Below are 18,705 nucleotides of genomic sequence, written 5' to 3'. Positions count from 1 at the left end.
TCCCCCGCTGCGCTCATCGCCCCGCTTCGCAGGATTCACCAGTTCGGCTCAGCTGCAGACGCCCTCGACGCACTCGCTGCCGCTCGGGCAATCGCAGTTCGCCTCGCAGGAGATGGCCGGCTCCGGCGGGGGCGCGCAATAGCCACCCTCGCACGAGTCGCCCTCGGGACACTCGCACGAGGCCGCGCACGGCGTCTTGCAGGTCCCTTCGACGCACACGTCGCCGCTCGGGCAGTCGCACGACGCCTGGCAGGCGCCCGGGGTCCCTGGTGAGCTCTCGCCGCCGCCGCTCGCGCTGCTCTCGCCGCCGCTCGCGCTGCTCTCACCACCGCTGCTGCTCGCACCGTCCTCACCGTCGGTGTCCTCGTCCGGATCCGGGCGCTCGAAGTCGGGAGCGTCGGGGGCGCCGGGCTGGTCGATACAGTCATCGCTCCAGTCGCAGTCGTCGCCAGTCTCGATGTAGCAACCGACCGTCGTCATCGAGATAAAGGACAAAGAGAGACCGAGACCCCATTCGAAGGCCGTGCGCATGTTCATGTGTCATCACTCCTGATCAGCGATGGATCCAGGGCAGCGGCGCGGCTCGTCGGCGCGGCGCCCTCTGCCCACTCGGAGCTGCGTGCCCGCTGCTACGCGGTCCGTTCAACGGGTCGCGCCCCTGCGCACGATCTCGACGGCCGCCGGTCCGGAGCTCCCGGGCGGCGGGATGGACCCCGGCGGTCGATCGCGCCCCCTGGCCGTCGATTTCAGCCGTCCGGACCCCGGCGGTCGATTTTGCCGACCGGCGTTGAACGTTCCGGACCCCTCCGGGCACGAAACCGACGCGCCGACCATGAACGCTCTCCTCCACGCCGGGCACGACGGGGTGTGCCTCATGTCGCCCCGGGCTCTCCGACGCTTGTTGATGGCAAACGGGCAACGCCGCCGGGCGCGTTCGGGTGTAACGATGATGGCGCAGGGATGGACCGAGATGGGACGGAGCGAGCAGCGGGTTTTCCGGGGGCAGAGCCGTCCGGCGACGTCGAGCCCCCGCGCGCCGGGGAGAGGTGGCGACCGATGAAGACCATGGCGCTCCTCATGCCGTTCTTCTTCGCCCGCGGCGCCGAGCGCGCGCAGGACGCGGAGGAGGACCTCGTCGAGCGGCTGCGGCGCGGGGACGCCGCGGCGGTCGGCGAGGCGTACGACAAGCACTACGGCGCTGTGCGCGGGTTCGCCCGCCGCCTCACCGGCGACGACGCGTCCGCCGAGGACCTGGCCCACGACGTCTTCCTCAGCCTGCCGCAGGCCGCGCAGCGGTTCCGCGGCGGCTCGTCGCTCAAGACGTTCCTCATCGCGATCGCGGTCAACCACGCCCGCCACCACCTCCGCTCGGCGGCGCGGCGCCGCGCGGCCATGGAGCGGCTCGCCCTGGAGCCGGACGAGGAGCAGGCGTCGAGCCCCGAGCGGGAGGCCGGCCGCGCCGCGCTCGCCCAGGCCCTGAACCGCGCCCTCGACGCGCTGCCGACGGCGCAGCGCGTGGCGTTCGTGCTCTGCGAGGTCGAGGAGCGCAGCGCGCGGGAGGCATCCGAGATCATGGGCGTGCCCGAGGCCACCGTGCGCACGCGGCTGTTCCACGCCAAGCAGAAGCTCCGGACGCTGCTGGAAGAGAGGGCGCCGTGAAGGAGAAGGACGACGTGCTCCGCGACGCCGCGCGCGCGCTGCGCACGGAGGCAGACGCGTCGCGCGGCCGCCGCGACGAGACGCGCGCCCGCGTGATGAGGAGCCTGAAGGCCCAGCGCGCCCGTCGCCTCGCGATGGTCCGCGTGGTGGTCCCGCTGGCCGCCGTGCTCGTCGGCTCGGTCGCGTGGGCCTCGGCCGCGCGCTGGTTTCCAGGCGGCTGGGACGACGTCGCGTCGCGGCTCGGGCTGCGCGTCTCCGAGGCGCCCAGCATGCCGCCCGCGCCGCCGCCGCACCGCGCGCTGTCCGGACCGCGGCACGCGGCCGAGGCGCCTGCGCCGCCGGAGGCCGAGGCGCCCGCGCCGCCGGAGGCCGAGGCGAACGCGGAGGCGGTCGCGCCGGAGCAGCCGCCGCTGCCTGCGCCGATCGCGGAGCCCCCGATCGCCCCCGCGTCGCCGCGCGCGCCGGTGCTGGCGGTCGCGCCGGTCCGGTCGGCGTCGCGCCAGGTTGCGGCCGTCGCGCCGAGCGTCGCGCGCCTGCCAGCCGCGCCGCGGCCGGCCGCGGGCGATCCGCAGGCCATCGAGCGCCCGCCGGCCGGCCCCGACGCGGACGCGCTCTATCAGGCGGCGCACCGCGCGCACTTCGTCGAGCGCAGCCCGGCGGCCGCGCTCGCCGCGTGGAACGCGTACCTGGCCGCCGCCCCGCGCGGCCGCTTCGCGGTGGAGGCCCAGTACAACCGCGCCCTCTGCCTGGTGCGCCTCGGCCGCGCGGACGAGGCGCGGCGGGCGCTCGAGCCGTTCGCGCAGGGCGCCTTCGGCGGCTACCGCCAGACCGAGTCGCGCTCGCTGCTCGAGGCGATGCGCGGCGCGGACGAGTGAACGTCGCGGCGCGTGAACGAACGCGACGCGAGCGGGCACAGCACGGTCGATGAACACACCCGCCCTCGCACCTCTCCCCGCGCCGCCGCGGGGCTCGCCGCGCGGTGACCGGAAGACGTCCGCGCGCGGCGCAGGCCTCCGCGCGGGCGTCCTCCTTCTGCATGCGCTCGCGGCGGCGGGCGCGCTCGCCGCGGTCACCGCGCCTCCCGCGCCTGCGCTCGCCGAGGAGCCGAGCGCCTCGGGCGTCGATCTCGTCGTCGACGGCGCGCCGTGGACGCTCGATCCCGACGCGGTGCGCGCCGCCATCGGGAGCGAGCTCGGCGCCGGCGTGACGCTGGCCCCCGCGGCGACCGCCGGGCGCCCCACGCTCGTCCTTCGCGGCGAGCCCGACGGCCGCGTCACGCTGAGCTACAGCGCCGCGGACGGCCGCCGCATCGAGCGCACCATCGACGTCCCCGCGGAGCCCGATCGCGCCGCCGAGGCGATCGCCCTGCTCGCGGGCAACCTCGTCCGGGACGAGGCGGCGGAGCTCGCGGCGGCGTTCGGCAAGCGCCCGCCCGAGGCCCCGCCCGCCGCGCAGCCGGAGACCGCGGCGCGCCCGGCGCCGCCCGCTGCAGGCGAGAAGTCCGCGCCTCCCCGCGGCGCGCGCCCCGCGCAGGCCGGACGCGGCGCGCAGGCCGCGCGCGCCGCGGCCCCGAAGCCTCCTCGGTGCGCGCTCCCCGGCGCGAAGGCCGTCCTCCTCGGCGCCGACGTCCTCCCGCTCGTCGGCACCTCGACCTTCGACGGCACGAACGTCGTCCGCCGCTACTCGCTGAACCTCATCGCCGGGTACACGGCGGGCGTCGCGGGCCTCGAGCTCGGCCTCGGCGTCAACATCGCGTCGTCGTTCCTGTGCGGCGCGCAGCTCTCGTCCGTCGCCAACCTCGTGCTCGGTCCGGCGCGCGGCGCGCAGATCACGATGGGGCTCAACGTCGCCGGCTCGCTCCAGGGCGCGCAGGTCGGCTCGCTCAACGTCGCCGCAGGTCCGGTCACGGGCGCGCAGGGCGGCGTGTTCAACGTCGCCATCGGCGCCGTGGACGGGGCGCAGCTCGGCGCGGCCAACGTCGCGGCGGGCGCCTCGATCGACCTGCAGGTCGGCATGGCCAACGTCGCCGTGAGCGACGCGACCGACGTGCAGGTCGGCGTGGCCAACGTCGCCGCGGGCGCAGCGACCGACGTGCAGGTCGGCGTCGCCAACGTGGCCGCGGGCAAGTCGACCGGCACGCAGATCAGCGTGGCCAACGTGGCAGCGGGCGAGTCGACAGGCCTGCAGATCGGGCTCCTGAACGTCGCGACCGGCAAGGTGGGGGGCGCGCAGATCGGCCTCGTCAACTACGCCGACGAATCGCCGTTCTCGCTCGGGCTGTTCAACTTCATCCGCAAGGGCCGCCTGCACGTCGACGTCTGGGGGCTCGAGTCCGGCATCGTGGTGGCCGGCCTCAAGAACGGGAGCGACCACATCCACAACATCTACGGCGTCGGCCTTCGCACGATCGGCAACCGCCCTCTCCTGGTCTCCGCGCTCGGCCTGGGCGGCCGCATCTCCATCCACCAGCGCGCCTATATCGACCTCGACGTGCTCGGGTACACGCTCCACGAGCCCTCGACGCTCAAGCCCGCGGCCACGATCGCGCAGGCGCGCGCGCTCCTCGGCTTCCGCCTCTTCCCGGAGCTCGCGATCTTCGGAGGCCCCAGCGTCAACGTCGCGTTCAGCGGCACCCCGAAGGACGCCCAGCTCAGCCCCTACGGCAGCGCCCCCCTCGGCTCCGACGCCAGCAGCACCGAGCGCGCCTGGCCCGGCGTCGTGCTCGGCGTCCAGGCGTTCTGATCCAGCCGTCGCGCTCGCTGGCGGGGCGGGTTGACGGGCGCGTGAACGAATTTACTTTTCGTTCATCGATTCATGGAGCTCGCCCGAGCGGTTGCTCGCGGCGGTCTACGTGAGCCCATCCGCGCGCCGCGCCGCCCTCACGGGCGGAGGTGCGGCGCGCTGTCCACGCAGTCAACCGAACCTTCCACCGATCCGGCACGGATGGCGCGAGCCGACCGCTGCCACAGGAGTTCGCATGAGCCAGCTTCGCAGCGGCGCCAGCGCGCCTCGTTCCCCTTTTCCCCTGCTCCCGCTCCGCACCGGCGTCCTCTTTCCCGGCACCGTGCTCACGCTCCCGGTGGGTCGCCCCCGCTCGGTGGCGCTGCTCAACGCCGTCCACGCCGGCGACGTGATCGGCGTCATCGCGCAGCGCGATCCGAAGCGCGAGGATCCGCGGCGCGAGGACCTCCACGACATCGGCACGTTCGCCCGGGTCGTCGACATCTCGCGCGTCTCGAACGGCTACCGGCTGGTGATCGAGGGGCTCGATCGCTTCGCGCTCTCGGCCCTGGTCGAGACCGAGCCGACGTGGCGGGCCGAGGGCACGCTCGCGCCCGAGTTCCTCGGCGACGCCGAGGAGGCGCGCCTGCTCGCGGCGTCGCTGCGCGAGCGCGCCCGGGAGGTCGGCCCGAAGACGGGGACCAACCTCGCCGAGATCGCCGCGACGAGCCGGGCGGAGCCGGGCGTCTTCGCGGATCAGGTCGCCGGTGCGCTCGGCCTGCCCACCGAAAAGGAGATGGAGGTGCTCTCCGAGCTCCGGGTGGTGCCGCGGCTCCAGCGGGTCGCCGGCCTGCTCGCCGAGGCGTCCGCGCTGGCGGACCTGAAGAAGAAGATCGACGGCGACGTGCGGCGCGAGCTCGGCAAGGGCCAGCGCGAGGCGATCCTCCGCGAGCAGCTCCGGGCCATCCAGAAGGAGCTCGCGGGCGGCGAGGAGGGCGAGGACGAGCTGTCGGCCCTCCGGCGGCGCCTCGACGAGGCCGGGCTCCCCGAGGAGGCGCGCGCGGTCGCCGATCGGGAGCTCCGCCGGCTCGACTCGGTCGGCCCGCAGAGCGCGGAGCACAACGTGATCCGCACGTACCTCGAGTGGATCGCGGACCTGCCGTGGAGCGCGAGGGCGGAGGTGAAGGACGACCTCGACGCGGTGAAGGCGAAGCTCGACGAGGATCATCGCGGCCTCGACGACGTGAAGCGCCGCATCCTGGAGCACATGGCGGTGCTCAAGCTGACCGGGAAGGCGCGCGCGACGATCCTGTGCTTCGCGGGCCCGCCCGGCGTGGGCAAGACCTCGCTCGGCCAGTCGATCGCCGACGCCACGGGCCGCCCGTTCGTGCGCATCTCGCTCGGCGGGGTGCACGACGAGGCGGAGCTGCGCGGCCACCGGCGGACGTACGTCGGCGCGCTGCCCGGCCGGATCGTGCACGCGCTGAAGAAGGCCAAGGTGAGGAACCCGATCGTGCTCCTCGACGAGGTCGACAAGCTGGGCGCCGGGTGGCGGGGCTCGCCCGAGGCGGCGCTCCTGGAGGTGCTCGATCCGGAGCAGAACCGGACGTTCGTCGACCACTACCTGGAGCTCCCGTTCGATCTGTCGGAGGTCGTCTTCCTCTGCACGGTGAACGATCTCGGCGCGCTCTCGGCGCCGCTCCGGGACCGGCTCGAGGTCATCGAGCTGTCCGGCTACACGCCGGACGAGAAGATCGCGATCGCGCGGTCGCACCTCGTCCCGAAGCAGCTCAAGGAGCACGCGATCGACCCGGCGTCGCTGTCGATCACGGACGAGGCGCTCGCGGCGATCGTGCGTGACTACACGCGCGAGGCCGGGGTGCGGCAGCTCGGCCGGGAGATCAAGAAGCTCTGCCGGGCGGTCGCGCTGGAGATCGCGCGCGCGGCGGACGGCAAGGCGCCGCGCGTGGTGGTCGAGGCGAGCAATCTCGGGACGTACCTCGGCAAGATCCGGTTCTTCAGCGACGTGGCGGAGCGGACGAGCGTCGCTGGTGTTGCGACAGGGCTCGCCTGGACGCCGGTGGGCGGGGACATCCTGTTCATCGAGACGTCGCGGATGCCGGGGAAGGGGAGGGTCGAGATCACGGGCCAGCTCGGCGACGTGATGAAGGAGTCGGCGAAGGCGGCGCTCACCTATGTGCGCAGCCACGCGGTCGAGCTCGGCGTCGACACGGCGAAGCTCGAGGCCGAGGACCTGCACATCCACGTCCCTGCGGGCGGCGTGCCCAAGGACGGGCCGTCCGCGGGCGTGACGATGTTCACGGCGCTGACGTCGCTCCTCTCCGGGCGACGGGTTCGCTCGGACACGGCGATGACGGGCGAGTGCACGCTGCGCGGGCGGGTGCTGCCGGTCGGCGGGATCAAGTCCAAGGTGCTGGCGGCGCACCGCGCGGGGATCACGCGGGTCATCCTGCCGCAGAAGAACGCGCGCGACGCTGAGGAGATCCCGAAGGAGGTGCGGGCCGAGCTGGAGCTCATCTTCGTGGAGGACATGAGCCAGGTGATCGCGGCGGCGCTGGAGGAGGCGCCGATCGAGGCCGCGGCTCCGGGCGGCGCGGCGGGGGCGGCGGCGGGAGAGCCGGCGGCGGCCGCGTAGCGGACAGGGAGAGAGGGGCTGAGCCGAGCCGCCGCGCCGGCGGGGGGCTGTGCGCGGCGGCGCGCGGGTGGGCGCTCGGCCATCCGCCAAGACTGGGCCGGGGAGCTTGCGCTGAGAACACCGCCCGGCATGTCTCACTTCGGGCCATGCCTTCTGAGACGTCTCGTTGCGCGCCACACAAGGCGCGCCTGGGACGTGGAGCCTCCTGGGAGCTTATGGCGCCTCGTTCGGTGCTCGCCGCGCCCACCCGCGCGCCGCCGCGCACAGCCCCCCGCCGGCGCTCACGTTGTCTTGTGAGCGCCAGTCAAAGGGCGCCGAGCTGCACGGCAGTAATGCGTGGGTACGCGATTCATGACGTTGGTCCGAGGGCGGCCAAGGCGGCCTCGACGGCGAGCGACTTGACCTTCTCCATCGGTACGTCGGTGAACTCGATGACGCAGTCGGAGAGGCCGCCGATGGCGACGACGGCGCGGGCGCGGGCGGCGAGCGAGGGGCGGGGGCCGATGAGAAGGCGCATCAGGCGGCGGCGCCACTCGATCATGCGCATGCCGAGGTCGAGGTAGGCGAGCGTTGCGAGGTCGCGGACCACCATCGTGAGGGTGTCGCGGTGGCGGTGCAGGAGATCGAAGTAGTCGGCGAGCAGGACGCGGGGGTCAGGCTGCGGGCCGCCCTCGCGCTCGGCGATGAACGCGTCCACGTCCGCGAGCAGCGGCTCGACGATGCTGGCGACCAGCGATTCGCGCGAGTCGAAGTGGTAGTAGAGCGCAGGCTTGGTGATGCCGAGGTGATCGGCGATCTCGCGCAGGCTGGTCCGCTGGACTCCCTGGCGCGCGAACAGCTCGCGCGCCACCGCCTGGATTCGCGCCTTGGTGTCGGAGGGCCGGGCTCGGGTCACCCGCGCAGTGTAGCGGTTACTTACCGATCGGTAAGCCTTGTGCGAGGTGGGGTCGCGTGCTTACCTATCGGTAAGTAAGGAGGGGCCCATGGAGATCCTCATTTCGGGGGCCAGCATCGCCGGTCCGGTGCTGGCCTACTGGCTCAAGCGGCACGGGTTTCGGCCGACGGTGGTGGAGCGCGCGCCGACGCTGCGCAAGACGGGCGGCCACGCGGTGGATCTGTTTCGGCCGGCGATGGACATCGTCGAGCGGATGGGCGTGCTGGCGCGGGTCGAGGCCAAGAAGACGGGCACCGAGCGCATGACGCTGCTGCGCGAGGGGGTGCAAAGGCAGGTCGACGTCGACGTCGGCCGGCTGATGCACGCGGTGTCCGACCGCCACGTCGAGATCATGCGCGACGATCTCAGCGAGATCTTCCACGACGCGACCCGGGACGATGTCGAGTACGTGTTCGGCGACTCGATCGCCTCGCTCGCCGAGGACGAGGCCGGTGTCGACGTGACGTTCGAGCGCGGCGCGCCGCGGCGCTTCGATCTGGTGATCGGCGCCGACGGGCTGCACTCGAACGTGCGGCGGCTGGTGTTCGGCGAGGAGCGGCAGTTCGCGCGTTTCATCGGCGCCTACCTCGCGGTGATCTCGATCCCCAACTACTTGCAGCTGCACGACCACGCGGTCGTGCTCGGCGGGGTCGGGCGGATGGCGGCGATCTATGGCTCGCACACGATCGACGACGCGCGCGCGGTGTTCCTGTTCCGCAGCCCGCGCGAGCTCGACGTCCACCACCGAGACGTCGCGCGGCAGAAGCAATTGCTGCGCGAGGCGTTTGCCGGGGCCGGCTGGGAGGTGCCGCGGCTGATGGCCGAGCTCGATCGGACCCCGGCGTTCTACTTCGACTCGATCACGCAGCTGCGCATGGACTCGTGGTCACGCGGGCGCGTCACCCTGACCGGCGACGCCGGCTATTCGCCGGGGCCGGCGGTCGGCGGCAGCACCAGCCTCGCGGTGGTGGGCGCCTATGTCCTCGCCGGTGAGCTGGCCGCGGCCGGCGGCGACCACGCGCGCGCGTTCCAGGCCTGCGAGCGCAAGCTGGCCGACTACGTGCGCCGCAGCCGGGTGTTCGCGCTGAACGCCGCCAGGCGCCTGGTCCCGGGTAGCCAGTTCGAGCTGTGGGCGCTGGCGCAGATCGGCCGCCTGGTCAGCGTGGCGCCGCGCGGGGTGTCGCGCGCGCTGGCCAAGCTGAGCAGCCATGGGGTCCGGCTGCACGACTCGATCGCGCTCAACGAGTACGCGCGCGCGCCGACGGCGGTCCGCCAGCCTGCTGTCCTCGCGGGCGGGCCGTGATGCGGGGGGATCTTTCGTGTGCCGCTCCGCGGCGTCGATCTGCGGCGGGGAGATGATCGCGCCTATGTCGACGAACTCCTTGCCTGGATCGTCCTGTTGGCGCGCCGCGATCGTGGATCGCTGAGCCGAGCCGCACGCGCCGGCGGGGGGCTGTGCGCGGCGGCGCGCGGGTGAGCGCTCGGCCATCCGCCAAGACGGGGACGGGAGAGCTTGCGCTGAGAACACCGCCCGGCATGTCTCACTTCGGGCCATGCCCCCTGAGACGCCTCGTCGCGCGCCACACAAGGCGCGCCTGGGACGTAGAGCCTTCTGAGACCTTATGGCACCTCGTTTCGGTGCTCGCCGCGCCCACCCGCGCGCCGCCGCGCACAGCCCCCCGCCGGCGCTCACGTTGTCTTGTGGGCACCGTTGGCCAAAGGGCGTTGAAAGAGCTCAGTGCCTTTGCAGCGGCTCAGCGCCTGCTTGGGCCCGAACGGTCGATCGCCTACGAGGACACCGTGTCCTATTTCAAGATGCACCTTCAGGAGAAGCGGACGGCGGTGTTCTGCAGACTGCTGGCCGGCCGTAAGAAGCCGTGCATCTGGGTGCCTCCGCCGCTCGACAGGGGGGGCCCCCTCGCTGCCTCGCTTCCGGTCACCATCCCCCAGCTCGGCTGGTCGTGCGTAACGATGGAGTCGATCGATGATCTCGACAAGCTGGGCGATTTGCTGCGCACCTCTCACGACCACGTGAAATCGGCGCTGAGAGGCAAAGCTGCCGACCCCAGCGAAGGTAGCGGGACAGCGGTATAGGCCTGGCTCGCGCTTCTTCGCCCTCCGATCTGCTGCTGTAGCTCCTCCGCGCTGCTGGCCGCGCTCCCGACCCGCTGATCCCATTCCCCACCTCCGCCGGGCCGCATCCCAGAAGCGCCGGTGCAACTCCCCGGCGGCGCACCCCTGCTTTCTGGTGTGCCAGGAGACGCTGGGCCGCACCGAGCTTTGCTGTCGTGCTACGACCGCCCTTTGGCCACGATGTCCACACTGGCCACCACCCCACCTGGAGGTAGGTTATGGGAATCGAGCTGTCACAAGAGCGACTCGTGGTCCGGAAGGAGACCCGCGCGGTGGGCACCCCCGCGGAGTTTCAGACCCTCCTCGAACAAGCGCGTCCAGAGCTCGACCGCATCGTCCGCGAGGTCATGGAGCCGAGTCAGCCCATCTCGACCACCCTCACGGAGCTCCGGGACCTCTACCTGGCGGTCGTCCAGTACGAGGCGCCGCTCGCGAGCAAGGCGTACGGCCCCGAGCGGCGCGCGCTGCTCCGCGGCGCCATCCAGCTCCTCGACACCGCGAACCTCTGGTTCGGCGAGGGCAGGCGCACCGGGCGTATCAGGTGCGATCGGTCGACCAGCTGATCAAGGCGAGCCGGCCCTGGCGCGCGGCTCAAGGCGTTCGTTCAGCCCCGCCTCGTTCCGCAACGCGCTGCGAAGGCTCCGTCCGAAGCGCCGGGGGAGCGCCGCCACACCGGACGAGCCTGCGCTGCCTGAGCCCGCGCCCGTCCAGGTCAAGCCCGCCGAGCCCGTGCCGGTCTGATCTGAGCCGAAAAATCCCCGTTGCGCATGCCGAGCTCGCCGGTAGATGCTCGGCGCGCCGGGGCATGGTGTTGCAGCGGGACCTCAGGTCGCGCGCCTCGACATCCTCGATCCAGCATTCCTCGCCCGCTACCTCGTCGTGGAGGTGACCCATGTCCGACGACCGTCTTACCGCCGCAGAGCTCGGCGAGATCTGGGCGGTGCTGTCCCCCGAAGAGCGCGCCGACGGCGTCGAGCACCTCGAGCGGGGCGAGGCGCACAGCTTCTTCCTCGGCCTCGCCGAGCAGGAGCAGGCCGCCGTCCTCCTCGCGATGAAGGCCGGCGAGCGCAGGCTCTGGATGCGGCTCCTCGCGCCCGACGACGCCGCGGACGTGATCCAGCTCGTTCCCCAGGAGCTCCGCGCCTCGCTCCTGGAGATGCTGGACGAGCCGACGCGGCGCGAGGTCGCGGCGCTCATGGCGTACGCCGAGGATGAGGCCGGCGGGCTCATGAGCCCACGGTTCGCGCGGCTGCGGCCCGACATGAGGGTCGGAGAGGCGATCCGGTACCTCCAGCGGCAGGCCCAGGCGAAGCTCGAGACCATCTACTACGCGTACGTGCTCGACCAGGAGCAGCGGCTCCTGGGCGTGGTGTCCTTCCGGGACCTCATCACCGCGCGCAGCGACAAGGCCCTGTCCGAGGTCATGCGGCGGGACGTCATCTCGGTGCCCGATACGCTGGACCAGGAGGCGGTCGCGCGCGTCATCGCGCAGCATGACCTCAACGCGATTCCGGTCGTCGACGCCGAGGGCCGGATCAAGGGCATCGTCACCGTCGACGACATCGTCGACGTCGTCCAGAGCGCGGCGACCGAGGACATCCAGAAGCTCGGCGGCATGGAGGCGCTCGACACGCCCTACATGAAGACCGGCATGGTCGCCCTGGTGAAGAAGCGCGCCGGCTGGCTCTCGGCGCTCTTCCTCGGCGAGATGCTCACCGCGAGCGCGATGGGGCATTACGAGGACGAGATCGCGAGGGCGGTCGTGCTCGCGCTCTTCGTTCCGCTCATCATCTCGAGCGGCGGCAACTCCGGATCCCAGGCGACGACGCTGATCATCCGCGCGATGGCGCTCGGCGAGGTCACCATCAAGGACTGGTGGAGCATCGTCCGCCGCGAGCTCACCGCCGGCCTCTCGCTCGGCCTCATCCTCGCCACGATCGGCCTGGTCCGCATCCTCGTGTGGCAGGCCATCTTCCACACGTACGGCGAGCACTACCTGCAGGTGGCCGCCACCGTCGCCGCGAGCCTGGTCGGCATCGTCGCGTGGGGGACGCTCGCCGGCGCGATGCTGCCCTTCGTGATCCGCCGGCTGGGATTCGACCCGGCCAGCGCGTCCGCGCCGTTCGTCGCGACCCTCGTCGACGTCTCCGGGCTCGTCATCTACTTCAACGTCGCGCAGGTCATCCTCCAGGGGAGCCTGCTGTGACGCCGCAGCGCGGGGCCGGTCGTGATCGAGGGGCCCGCTCCATCGGGCGGCGCTCCCTGCGGCGCCGAGGCGCTCAGCGAGCGCGGTAGATGCGGAGCACGGTGATCGTCCGCGTCTCACGCTCGATCGCGAGCACCACATCGTGGAATCCCGCGCTGAGGAGGTGATAGGGCGCCTCCCACACGAGCTCGCCTTCGCCTGTCTCCGCGAAGCGAACGACCGCTCAGTCGATCATGAAGGCCGAGTGCATCGGCAGCCTGTAAAACGTGACCAGCGCAGGGAAGTTCCAGGCGACGTGGAAGCTCATCCGCCTTGCTCGCGGGCCAGCTCCTCCAGGGCCTGCGGCAGATCCTCGTGAGCGACGAGGCGCGCACGGCCCGCCGCAATGTCGGCGACATCCTGATCGAGCTCGGCGCGCTGCTCCGGCGTGAGCCTCTGCACACGCGGCGCGCGATCGATGGCCGCGAGGATGGGGTCGCTCGGCAAGGAACCGGGCCGGGTAGACATGGGTTCAGCCTGGATCACAAGCGGGCAGGGACGCAAGGGCGTGCGCGCCCGGCGCGAAGCGCAGGATCTGTGCCCGCCTGGTGGACGTCCAGCTGGCGTCTGGCGAGCTGACGGCCTCGAGGTTTCCCCGCCACGCCGCCGACAGCGCGCCGCTCTACCGCGGTTTCCGCCCACCTCTGCGAGCGGCGGTCTCCCGCACAGGAGACGGGCCCACCTCGACGTTTTCGGCGCGCAAGCGCACTCCGGTGCGCTGAGCACCGAAAACGTCGAGGTGGGCCCGTCTCCGAAGCGGGTGACCGTCGCTCTAGAAGAGCTCCCCGATGCGCCGGAGGAAGCTGCCGCTCGAGAAGAGCGCGCGCATGCCCCGCTTGAACCAGCTGTACGACGACGCGGTGTAGGGGAACCAGGTCGGGTCCTTCGATCCCAGCGCGATGCGGTCCGCGTTGATGTGCTTGACGTCGCACATCTGCCGGAGCCCGTCCTCGCCCATCACCCGGCCAAAGCCGCTCTGCTTGACGCCGCCGAACGGCGCGTCGGGGAGGGCGCCGTTCATGAGCACGTCGTTCACCAGCACGCTGCCGGCCTGCAGGCGCTCGGCGAGCCGGCGGGCGTGATCGGTGTCCTCCGAGAAGACATAGGCGTTGAGGCCGAGGTGCGACTCGTTCGCGAGGCGGATCGCCTCCTCCTCGGTCGCGACCTGCATGAAGGGCACGACCGGCCCGAAGATCTCCTCGGTCATCACCGTCATCGCGTGATCGCAGCCGGCGAGGACCGTCGGCTCGAAGAACTGGCCCTGCCCCGGCGCGCGCTTGCCGCCGGCCTTCACGGTCGCCCCCTTGTCGACAGCGTCCTTGATGTGCCGCTCGGCGACGTCGATCTGCGGCGGGAAAATGATCGCCCCCACGTCGACGAACTCCTTGCCCGGATCGCCCTGGTTCAGCCCCTTCGTGATCTCGACGGTCCGCTCGAGCAGCCGGTCGTGGATCTCTCGGTGCGCATAGACCCGCTCCACCGCGACGCACACCTGCCCGGCGTTCGCGAAGCCGCCGAAGACGATCGCCTGCGCCGTGCGCTCGATGTCCGCGTCCGCGCAGGCAATGAGCGGCGCCTTGCCGCCGAGCTCCATCACGCACGGGATCAGGCGCTCGCCGCAGGCGGCGGCGACCTTCCTGCCGGTGCCGACGCTGCCGGTGAACAGGAGCATCTGGATGCCGCTGTCGATGAGCGCCGCGCCGGTCGGCCCGTAGCCGGTGACGACCTGGAAGAGATCCTCGGGCATGCCCGCGCCGTCCCAGATCTCCTTCTGCTTGAGCGCGATGAGCGGCGTCACCTCGCTCGGCTTGAGCACGGCGGCGTTGCCGGCGACGATCGCCGAGAGCACGTCGCGCAGCGCGAGCTGGAACGGGAAGTTCCACGGCGAGATCACGCCGACCACGCCGCGGGGGACGTAGTGGACCCAGCTGCGCCGGTGCTTGAAGAGGTGGAGCTTGATCTCGTGCGGCTCGAGCGCCTTCGGGGCGACCTGCGCGAAGTACGTCGCCATGTCGGCCGCGACAAGGACCTCGTGCAAGAGCGCCTCGTGGCGCGGCTTGCCGCACTCGCGCGAGAGCAGATCGACGATCTCGTCCGTCCGATCGACGATGGCGTCGCGGAAGCGCAGGACCCGCTGGCAGCGCTCCTCCACGGGCAGCGCGCCCCACGCCTCCTGCGCGCGCCGCGCCCGGGCGACCGCGGCCCGCACCTCCTCGGCGCTCGTGTTCGGGGCCTCTCCAAGGAGCTCCCCGGTCGCGGGCGCGTAGCTGCGGATCGCCCCGCCCCCGTGCCCGTTCATGCCAGGACCGCTGCCGTTGCCCCCGATCGGGCGCTCGCTCACCACCTGACCCATGTTCGATCCCTCCGCCTGTCGAGCCCGCGTCGCTTGCGAGATGGCCTCCGTGGCGCGCTGCTCGACGCCGGGACCCTACCCTTCCCGAGAAGGTACAGCAAATGAGCATTTGCGCTGTTTCCCGATGAATCCCGGCGATTCTCCGGCATGCGCGCCGTCGATCCAGCCCCGCGACGTCCGCTGTTGCGTTGCGGACAAATGGTGAGCACACCGTGGTTGCGCCAGGGGGGACCGGCGCCGCGGGCCGCGCCGGTGTGCCCGGGTGAGCCGGGTCGGCGTCTCGGGCGGACTCTCGGCATGACGTCGGCGAGAGGAGCCGCTATAGCCGGACCCCGACATGTTGGAACAACGAGAACTCGATCTCATCGCGGCAGTCGAGCATCCGGATCCGCACCACGTGCTCGGCGCGCACGAAGACGAGGACGACCTGGTGGTCCGCGTCTTTCGACCGGACGCCACCGAGATCGCGGTGGTCCCGGCCGACCCCAGGCTCCGGAAGCAGCCGATGGAGCGCGTCCACCCCGCGGGCCTCTTCGAGGCGCGCTTCTCCGGCGTGTCCTACCCCGCGGACGGACGCTTCAGGTACCAGCTCGAGCTCCGCTTCGCGGACGGCAACTCCTCGGTGGAGCTCGACCCGTACTCCATGCCGCCGACGCTCGGGGACATCGATCGCCACCTCCTGGCCGAGGGGCGGCACTGGGAGCTCTACCGCGTCCTCGGCGCGCACGTGCGCGAGGTGGACGGGGTCTCCGGGACGTCGTTCGCCGTCTGGGCCCCGAACGCGCGGCGGGTGAGCGTCATCGGCGACTTCAACCAATGGGACGGCCGCCGCCACGCGATGCGCCGGATGGGCGAGGGCTTCTGGGAGATCTTCATCCCGGGCCTCGGCGAGGGCGCGCTCTACAAGTACGAGATCAAGACGCCGGAGGGGCACATCACGGTGAAGACCGATCCCGTCGCCCAGGCGATGGAGCTCCGGCCGGCCACCGCCTCGCGCGTCTACACGAGCCGCTACTCGTTCCAGGACGGCGACTGGATGCAGGAGCGCGGCAAGCTCGACTCCCGCAAGAAGCCGATCACGATCTACGAGGTCCACGCCGGCTCCTGGCGGCGCGTTCCGGGCGACGGCCCGCCGTACGAGGGCGGGATGCGCTGGATGACGTACCGCGAGCTCGCCGATCACCTCGTCGAGTACGTGGCCGAGCTCGGCTTCACGCACATCGAGCTCATGCCGGTCATGGAGCACCCCTTCGACGGATCGTGGGGCTACCAGGTGGCGGGCTACTTCGCCCCGACCAGCCGCTTCGGCGATCCCGACGACCTCCGCTACTTCATCGACCGCTGCCACCAGCGGGGGATCGGCGTGATCCTCGACTGGACCCCCGCGCACTTCCCGAAGGACGCGTGGGCGCTCGGGCGGTTCGACGGCACGGCGCTCTACGAGCACCTCGATCCGCGCCTCGGCGAGCACCGCGAGTGGAACACGTACATCTTCAACTACGGCCGCCACGAGGTGCGGAACTTCCTTGTGGCCAACGCGCTTTACTGGCTCGACGAGTTCCACATCGACGGCCTGCGGGTCGACGCCGTCGCCTCGATGCTCTACCTCGACTACGCCGCGCAGGGCGGCGACTGGGTGCCGAACCGGTATGGCGGCCGCGAGAACATCGAGGCCATCGACTTCATCCGGGAGCTGTCGAACCGGGTGCACGAGCGCTGTCCGGGCGCGATCCTCTGCGCGGAGGAGTCCACCGCCTGGCCGTCGGTGACCCACGCGACGTACGTCGGCGGGCTCGGCTTCGACTTCAAGTGGAACATGGGGTGGATGCACGACACGCTCGACTTCTTCAAGCACGAGCCCATCCACCGCGCCTTCCACTACCACCAGCTCACGTTCGGGCTCATCTATGCCTTCTCCGAGAAGTTCCTCCTGCCGCTGAGCCACGACGAGGTCGTGCACCTCAAGCGGGCGCTGCTCTCGAAGATGCCCGGCGACTACTGGCAGATGCTGGCGAACCTGCGCGCGCTCTACGGCTACATGTGGGCGCACCCGGGCAAGAAGCTGCTCTTCATGGGCGGCGAGATCGGTCAGTTCGCCGAGTGGAGCGAGAAGACGGAGCTCGACTGGGGCCTGCTCTCGGTGCCCGAGCACGCCGGGCTCAAGCGGCTCGTGACGGAGATCAACGCGCTCTACAAGAAGTATCCGGCGATGTACGAGCTCGACGACGAGCACCACGGCTTCCGGTGGATCGACTGCACTGACCACATGCAGACCGTGATCTCGTTCATCCGCTACGGCGACGGCGCGGGAGATCAGATGTCGCCCTCGGGCACGCACGTCGTGTTCATCGGCAACTTCACGCCGGTCCCGCGCCATTCGTACCGGATCGGCGTCCCGCGGCGCGGCGCCTACCTGGAGGTGCTCAACACCGATGCGGTCCAGTACGGCGGCAGCGGCGTTGGCAACCTGGGTCGCGTCCAGGTCGAGGACGTCCCCAGCCACGGGTTCCCGCAATCCATCGTGCTGTCGCTCCCGCCGCTCGGGGTGCTCTGGCTCGTCCCCGAGCACGACGCGCCGGGTTGAGGCCTCATCCGGCGCCCTGGCACCCAGGGCGCCTTCGCTCGTCGGAGCGAAGGTCGTGGCGGAATGATGCGACCGCCAAGACGCCGAAAGACGCCAAGAAAACCACAAAAATCTTGGCGTCTTTTGGCGTCTTGGCGGTTCAAACGACCCCACCTTCAGCCAAAGTACCCAACGATCGGAGCGAGCGCGCTCCGCGCGCCTGTTTACTGGGCCTCGTCCGCCGGCGCTGCCTCGCCTCGCCGCGAGCGCCTTGGCAGCCACATGTCCACGGTCGAGACGACCGCCATGGCGCCGAGCGACAGCAGCATCGCCACGCCAGAGATGGGCATCAGCGCCGCGGCGCCGGGCGCGCTCCGGATGAGCCAGGGCGCCGCGATGTGCAGCCCGCTCGCGACGACGGCCGCCGCGACGCCCGCGGTGTGGAGCCACGACGGCAGGCGCGCGAGCAGCCAGAGGTGCGCGAGGATCAGCACGTACACCGGCACGGAGAAGAGGTGGAAATGGGTCACCTCGAGCAGCTTCCGCTCGGAGATCTGCTCGACCAGGACGCGCGGCGGCTCCGGCGTTCCAGGGAGCTCGAGCTCCGGGCCCAGATCGAGCGCGGGCCCCCCGGCCGCGGCGGGCGCCTGGGTCGGGGCAGGCGGCGGCGCGGCGATCGCCGCGCCCGCGTAGTAGGCGGCAGCCCCCGCGTCCTGCACCATCGCCCCGTAGAGGCGCCACGACACGAGCAGCCCGATGACCGACGCGAGCGCGAACGCCGAGTAGAGGAGCTTCGCGCCGAGCGAGAGCGACCTCAGCCGACCGGCTGAAGCTGTGAAATCCCTCACAGACCGCCGCGCTTCAGCGCGAGCTGGAGGACGAGCGCGTCGCGCTTGACGCCGAGCGCCACGGAGCGGGACGAGATGGATGCGCCCGACACGATGTCGATGTCCTTGCCCGCGGTGATCGGGTCGCCCGCCGTCTTGCCGCGGAACTGGGCGCGGAAGCGATCGCCGCGGACCTCGTCACCGTACGCCTCGCGGTACTCGAGGATCTCGATGCGCTCCACCGCGCCGGCCGTCGAGAACTGCACGGCGAAGTCGATCGGCTCGTGCATCCCCTTCTCTTCGTCCTTGATCGCGTAGCCGTCGATCTTGCCGTCGGACTCCGCGACGTACACCACCCACTCGCGCTTGACCGGCGCACCCAGCTTCTTGCCGAGCTCCTGCGCCTCCCCGTCGCCGAGGACGACCTTGCGATAACCGACCTTCTTCGAGCTCGCGAAGAAGCTCTTCAGGACAGCGGGGACCGTCCAGTACGTCGCGCCGTGGGCGGGCAGCGCCGCCAGGATGAACGTGAGCGCCGCCGCTGCGGCGAAGTGGGCGGTGCGAAGGTCACGAGAAGGACGCATCAAGGCTCCGACGAAGCTGTCATTCGTGAA

At 71.4% G+C, this 18,705-nt stretch carries 15 protein-coding genes; 9 read left to right on the top strand and 6 right to left on the bottom strand.

Going from position 1 to position 18,705, the window contains the following annotated elements; all coding sequences use genetic code 11:
* Positions 1-48: 48 nt before the first annotated feature.
* The gene (locus POL72_RS02775) at positions 49-537 is read right to left on the bottom strand and encodes a hypothetical protein (protein ID WP_272093425.1); all 489 of its coding nucleotides are present in this window, start codon (positions 535-537) and stop codon (positions 49-51) included.
* 519 nt (positions 538-1,056) lie between these two features.
* Between POL72_RS02775 and POL72_RS02770 the strand changes: the two genes are divergently transcribed.
* From POL72_RS02770 to lon, 4 genes are all read left to right on the top strand, one after another.
* The gene (locus POL72_RS02770; protein ID WP_272093424.1) at positions 1,057-1,659 is read left to right on the top strand and encodes an RNA polymerase sigma factor; all 603 of its coding nucleotides are present in this window, start codon (positions 1,057-1,059) and stop codon (positions 1,657-1,659) included.
* Entirely contained in the window at positions 1,656-2,534 is an 879-nt protein-coding gene (locus POL72_RS02765; RefSeq protein WP_272093423.1) for a hypothetical protein, read from the top strand. Before POL72_RS02770 ends, POL72_RS02765 begins: the two co-directional genes overlap by 4 nt.
* A gap of 49 nt (positions 2,535-2,583) precedes the next feature.
* Entirely contained in the window at positions 2,584-4,401 is a 1,818-nt protein-coding gene (locus tag POL72_RS02760; RefSeq protein WP_272093422.1) for an LA_2272 family surface repeat-containing protein, read from the top strand.
* Positions 4,402-4,636: 235 nt separating this feature from the next.
* On the top strand, positions 4,637-7,036 hold the full coding sequence (gene lon / locus POL72_RS02755) for an endopeptidase La (RefSeq protein ID WP_272093421.1): 2,400 nt from the start codon (positions 4,637-4,639) through the stop codon (positions 7,034-7,036).
* Positions 7,037-7,385: 349 nt separating this feature from the next.
* On the opposite strand, the gene POL72_RS02750 is transcribed toward lon, so the two are convergent.
* The gene (locus tag POL72_RS02750; protein ID WP_272093420.1) at positions 7,386-7,931 is read right to left on the bottom strand and encodes a TetR/AcrR family transcriptional regulator; all 546 of its coding nucleotides are present in this window, start codon (positions 7,929-7,931) and stop codon (positions 7,386-7,388) included.
* Between the two features lie 88 nt (positions 7,932-8,019).
* Here POL72_RS02750 and POL72_RS02745 point away from each other — a divergent pair, with 88 nt between their 5' ends.
* From POL72_RS02745 to mgtE, 4 genes are all read left to right on the top strand, one after another.
* Entirely contained in the window at positions 8,020-9,273 is a 1,254-nt protein-coding gene (locus POL72_RS02745) for an FAD-dependent monooxygenase (protein WP_272093419.1), read from the top strand.
* A 497-nt stretch (positions 9,274-9,770) separates the two neighbouring features.
* Positions 9,771-10,064: a hypothetical protein gene (locus POL72_RS02740; RefSeq protein WP_272093418.1), complete on the top strand. Its 294-nt coding sequence runs from the start codon at positions 9,771-9,773 to the stop codon at positions 10,062-10,064.
* Positions 10,065-10,351: 287 nt separating this feature from the next.
* On the top strand, positions 10,352-10,666 hold the full coding sequence (locus tag POL72_RS02735; protein ID WP_272093417.1) for a hypothetical protein: 315 nt from the start codon (positions 10,352-10,354) through the stop codon (positions 10,664-10,666).
* A gap of 329 nt (positions 10,667-10,995) precedes the next feature.
* Entirely contained in the window at positions 10,996-12,309 is a 1,314-nt protein-coding gene (gene mgtE, locus POL72_RS02730) for a magnesium transporter (protein ID WP_272093416.1), read from the top strand.
* A 303-nt stretch (positions 12,310-12,612) separates the two neighbouring features.
* Here the strand turns inward: mgtE and POL72_RS02725 are convergent, their stop codons facing one another.
* Together POL72_RS02725 and POL72_RS02720 are read right to left on the bottom strand one after the other, a co-directional pair.
* Positions 12,613-12,816: a hypothetical protein gene (locus POL72_RS02725; protein WP_272093415.1), complete on the bottom strand. Its 204-nt coding sequence runs from the start codon at positions 12,814-12,816 to the stop codon at positions 12,613-12,615.
* Between the two features lie 304 nt (positions 12,817-13,120).
* Entirely contained in the window at positions 13,121-14,701 is a 1,581-nt protein-coding gene (locus tag POL72_RS02720; RefSeq protein ID WP_272093414.1) for an aldehyde dehydrogenase family protein, read from the bottom strand.
* A gap of 337 nt (positions 14,702-15,038) precedes the next feature.
* Here POL72_RS02720 and glgB point away from each other — a divergent pair, with 337 nt between their 5' ends.
* The gene (gene glgB, locus POL72_RS02715; protein ID WP_272093413.1) at positions 15,039-17,285 is read left to right on the top strand and encodes a 1,4-alpha-glucan branching protein GlgB; all 2,247 of its coding nucleotides are present in this window, start codon (positions 15,039-15,041) and stop codon (positions 17,283-17,285) included.
* Between the two features lie 203 nt (positions 17,286-17,488).
* Here the strand turns inward: glgB and POL72_RS02710 are convergent, their stop codons facing one another.
* Together POL72_RS02710 and POL72_RS02705 are read right to left on the bottom strand one after the other, a co-directional pair.
* Positions 17,489-18,112 carry an Aq_1264-related membrane protein gene (locus tag POL72_RS02710; protein WP_272093412.1) on the bottom strand — a complete coding sequence of 208 codons (624 nt, stop codon included), beginning with the start codon at positions 18,110-18,112 and terminating at the stop codon, positions 17,489-17,491.
* A complete protein-coding gene (locus POL72_RS02705; RefSeq protein ID WP_272093411.1) occupies positions 18,109-18,675 on the bottom strand; it encodes an FMN-binding protein in 567 nt (188 codons plus the stop codon). The genes POL72_RS02710 and POL72_RS02705 overlap by 4 nt, the downstream gene beginning before the upstream one ends.
* Positions 18,676-18,705 lie beyond the last annotated feature (30 nt).

The organism is Sorangium aterium (assembly GCF_028368935.1).
Taxonomy (GTDB): Bacteria; Myxococcota_A; Polyangia; order Polyangiales; family Polyangiaceae; genus Sorangium; species Sorangium atrum.
Note: the sequence above shows the minus strand (reverse complement) of the source record. Positions and strands in the feature narration are given on the sequence as shown.

What these genes read in the sequence shown, in the direction of transcription:
- POL72_RS02775 (WP_272093425.1), bottom strand. Translation starts at nt 537, where the DNA reads ATGAACATGCGCACGGCCTTCGAATGGGGTCTCGGTCTCTCTTTGTCC.
- POL72_RS02770 (WP_272093424.1), top strand. Translation starts at nt 1,057, where the DNA reads ATGAAGACCATGGCGCTCCTCATGCCGTTCTTCTTCGCCCGCGGCGCC.
- POL72_RS02760 (WP_272093422.1), top strand. Translation starts at nt 2,584, where the DNA reads ATGAACACACCCGCCCTCGCACCTCTCCCCGCGCCGCCGCGGGGCTCG.
- lon (WP_272093421.1), top strand. Translation starts at nt 4,637, where the DNA reads ATGAGCCAGCTTCGCAGCGGCGCCAGCGCGCCTCGTTCCCCTTTTCCC.
- POL72_RS02745 (WP_272093419.1), top strand. Translation starts at nt 8,020, where the DNA reads ATGGAGATCCTCATTTCGGGGGCCAGCATCGCCGGTCCGGTGCTGGCC.
- mgtE (WP_272093416.1), top strand. Translation starts at nt 10,996, where the DNA reads ATGTCCGACGACCGTCTTACCGCCGCAGAGCTCGGCGAGATCTGGGCG.
- POL72_RS02725 (WP_272093415.1), bottom strand. Translation starts at nt 12,816, where the DNA reads ATGTCTACCCGGCCCGGTTCCTTGCCGAGCGACCCCATCCTCGCGGCC.
- POL72_RS02720 (WP_272093414.1), bottom strand. Translation starts at nt 14,701, where the DNA reads ATGGGTCAGGTGGTGAGCGAGCGCCCGATCGGGGGCAACGGCAGCGGT.
- glgB (WP_272093413.1), top strand. Translation starts at nt 15,039, where the DNA reads ATGTTGGAACAACGAGAACTCGATCTCATCGCGGCAGTCGAGCATCCG.
- POL72_RS02705 (WP_272093411.1), bottom strand. Translation starts at nt 18,675, where the DNA reads ATGCGTCCTTCTCGTGACCTTCGCACCGCCCACTTCGCCGCAGCGGCG.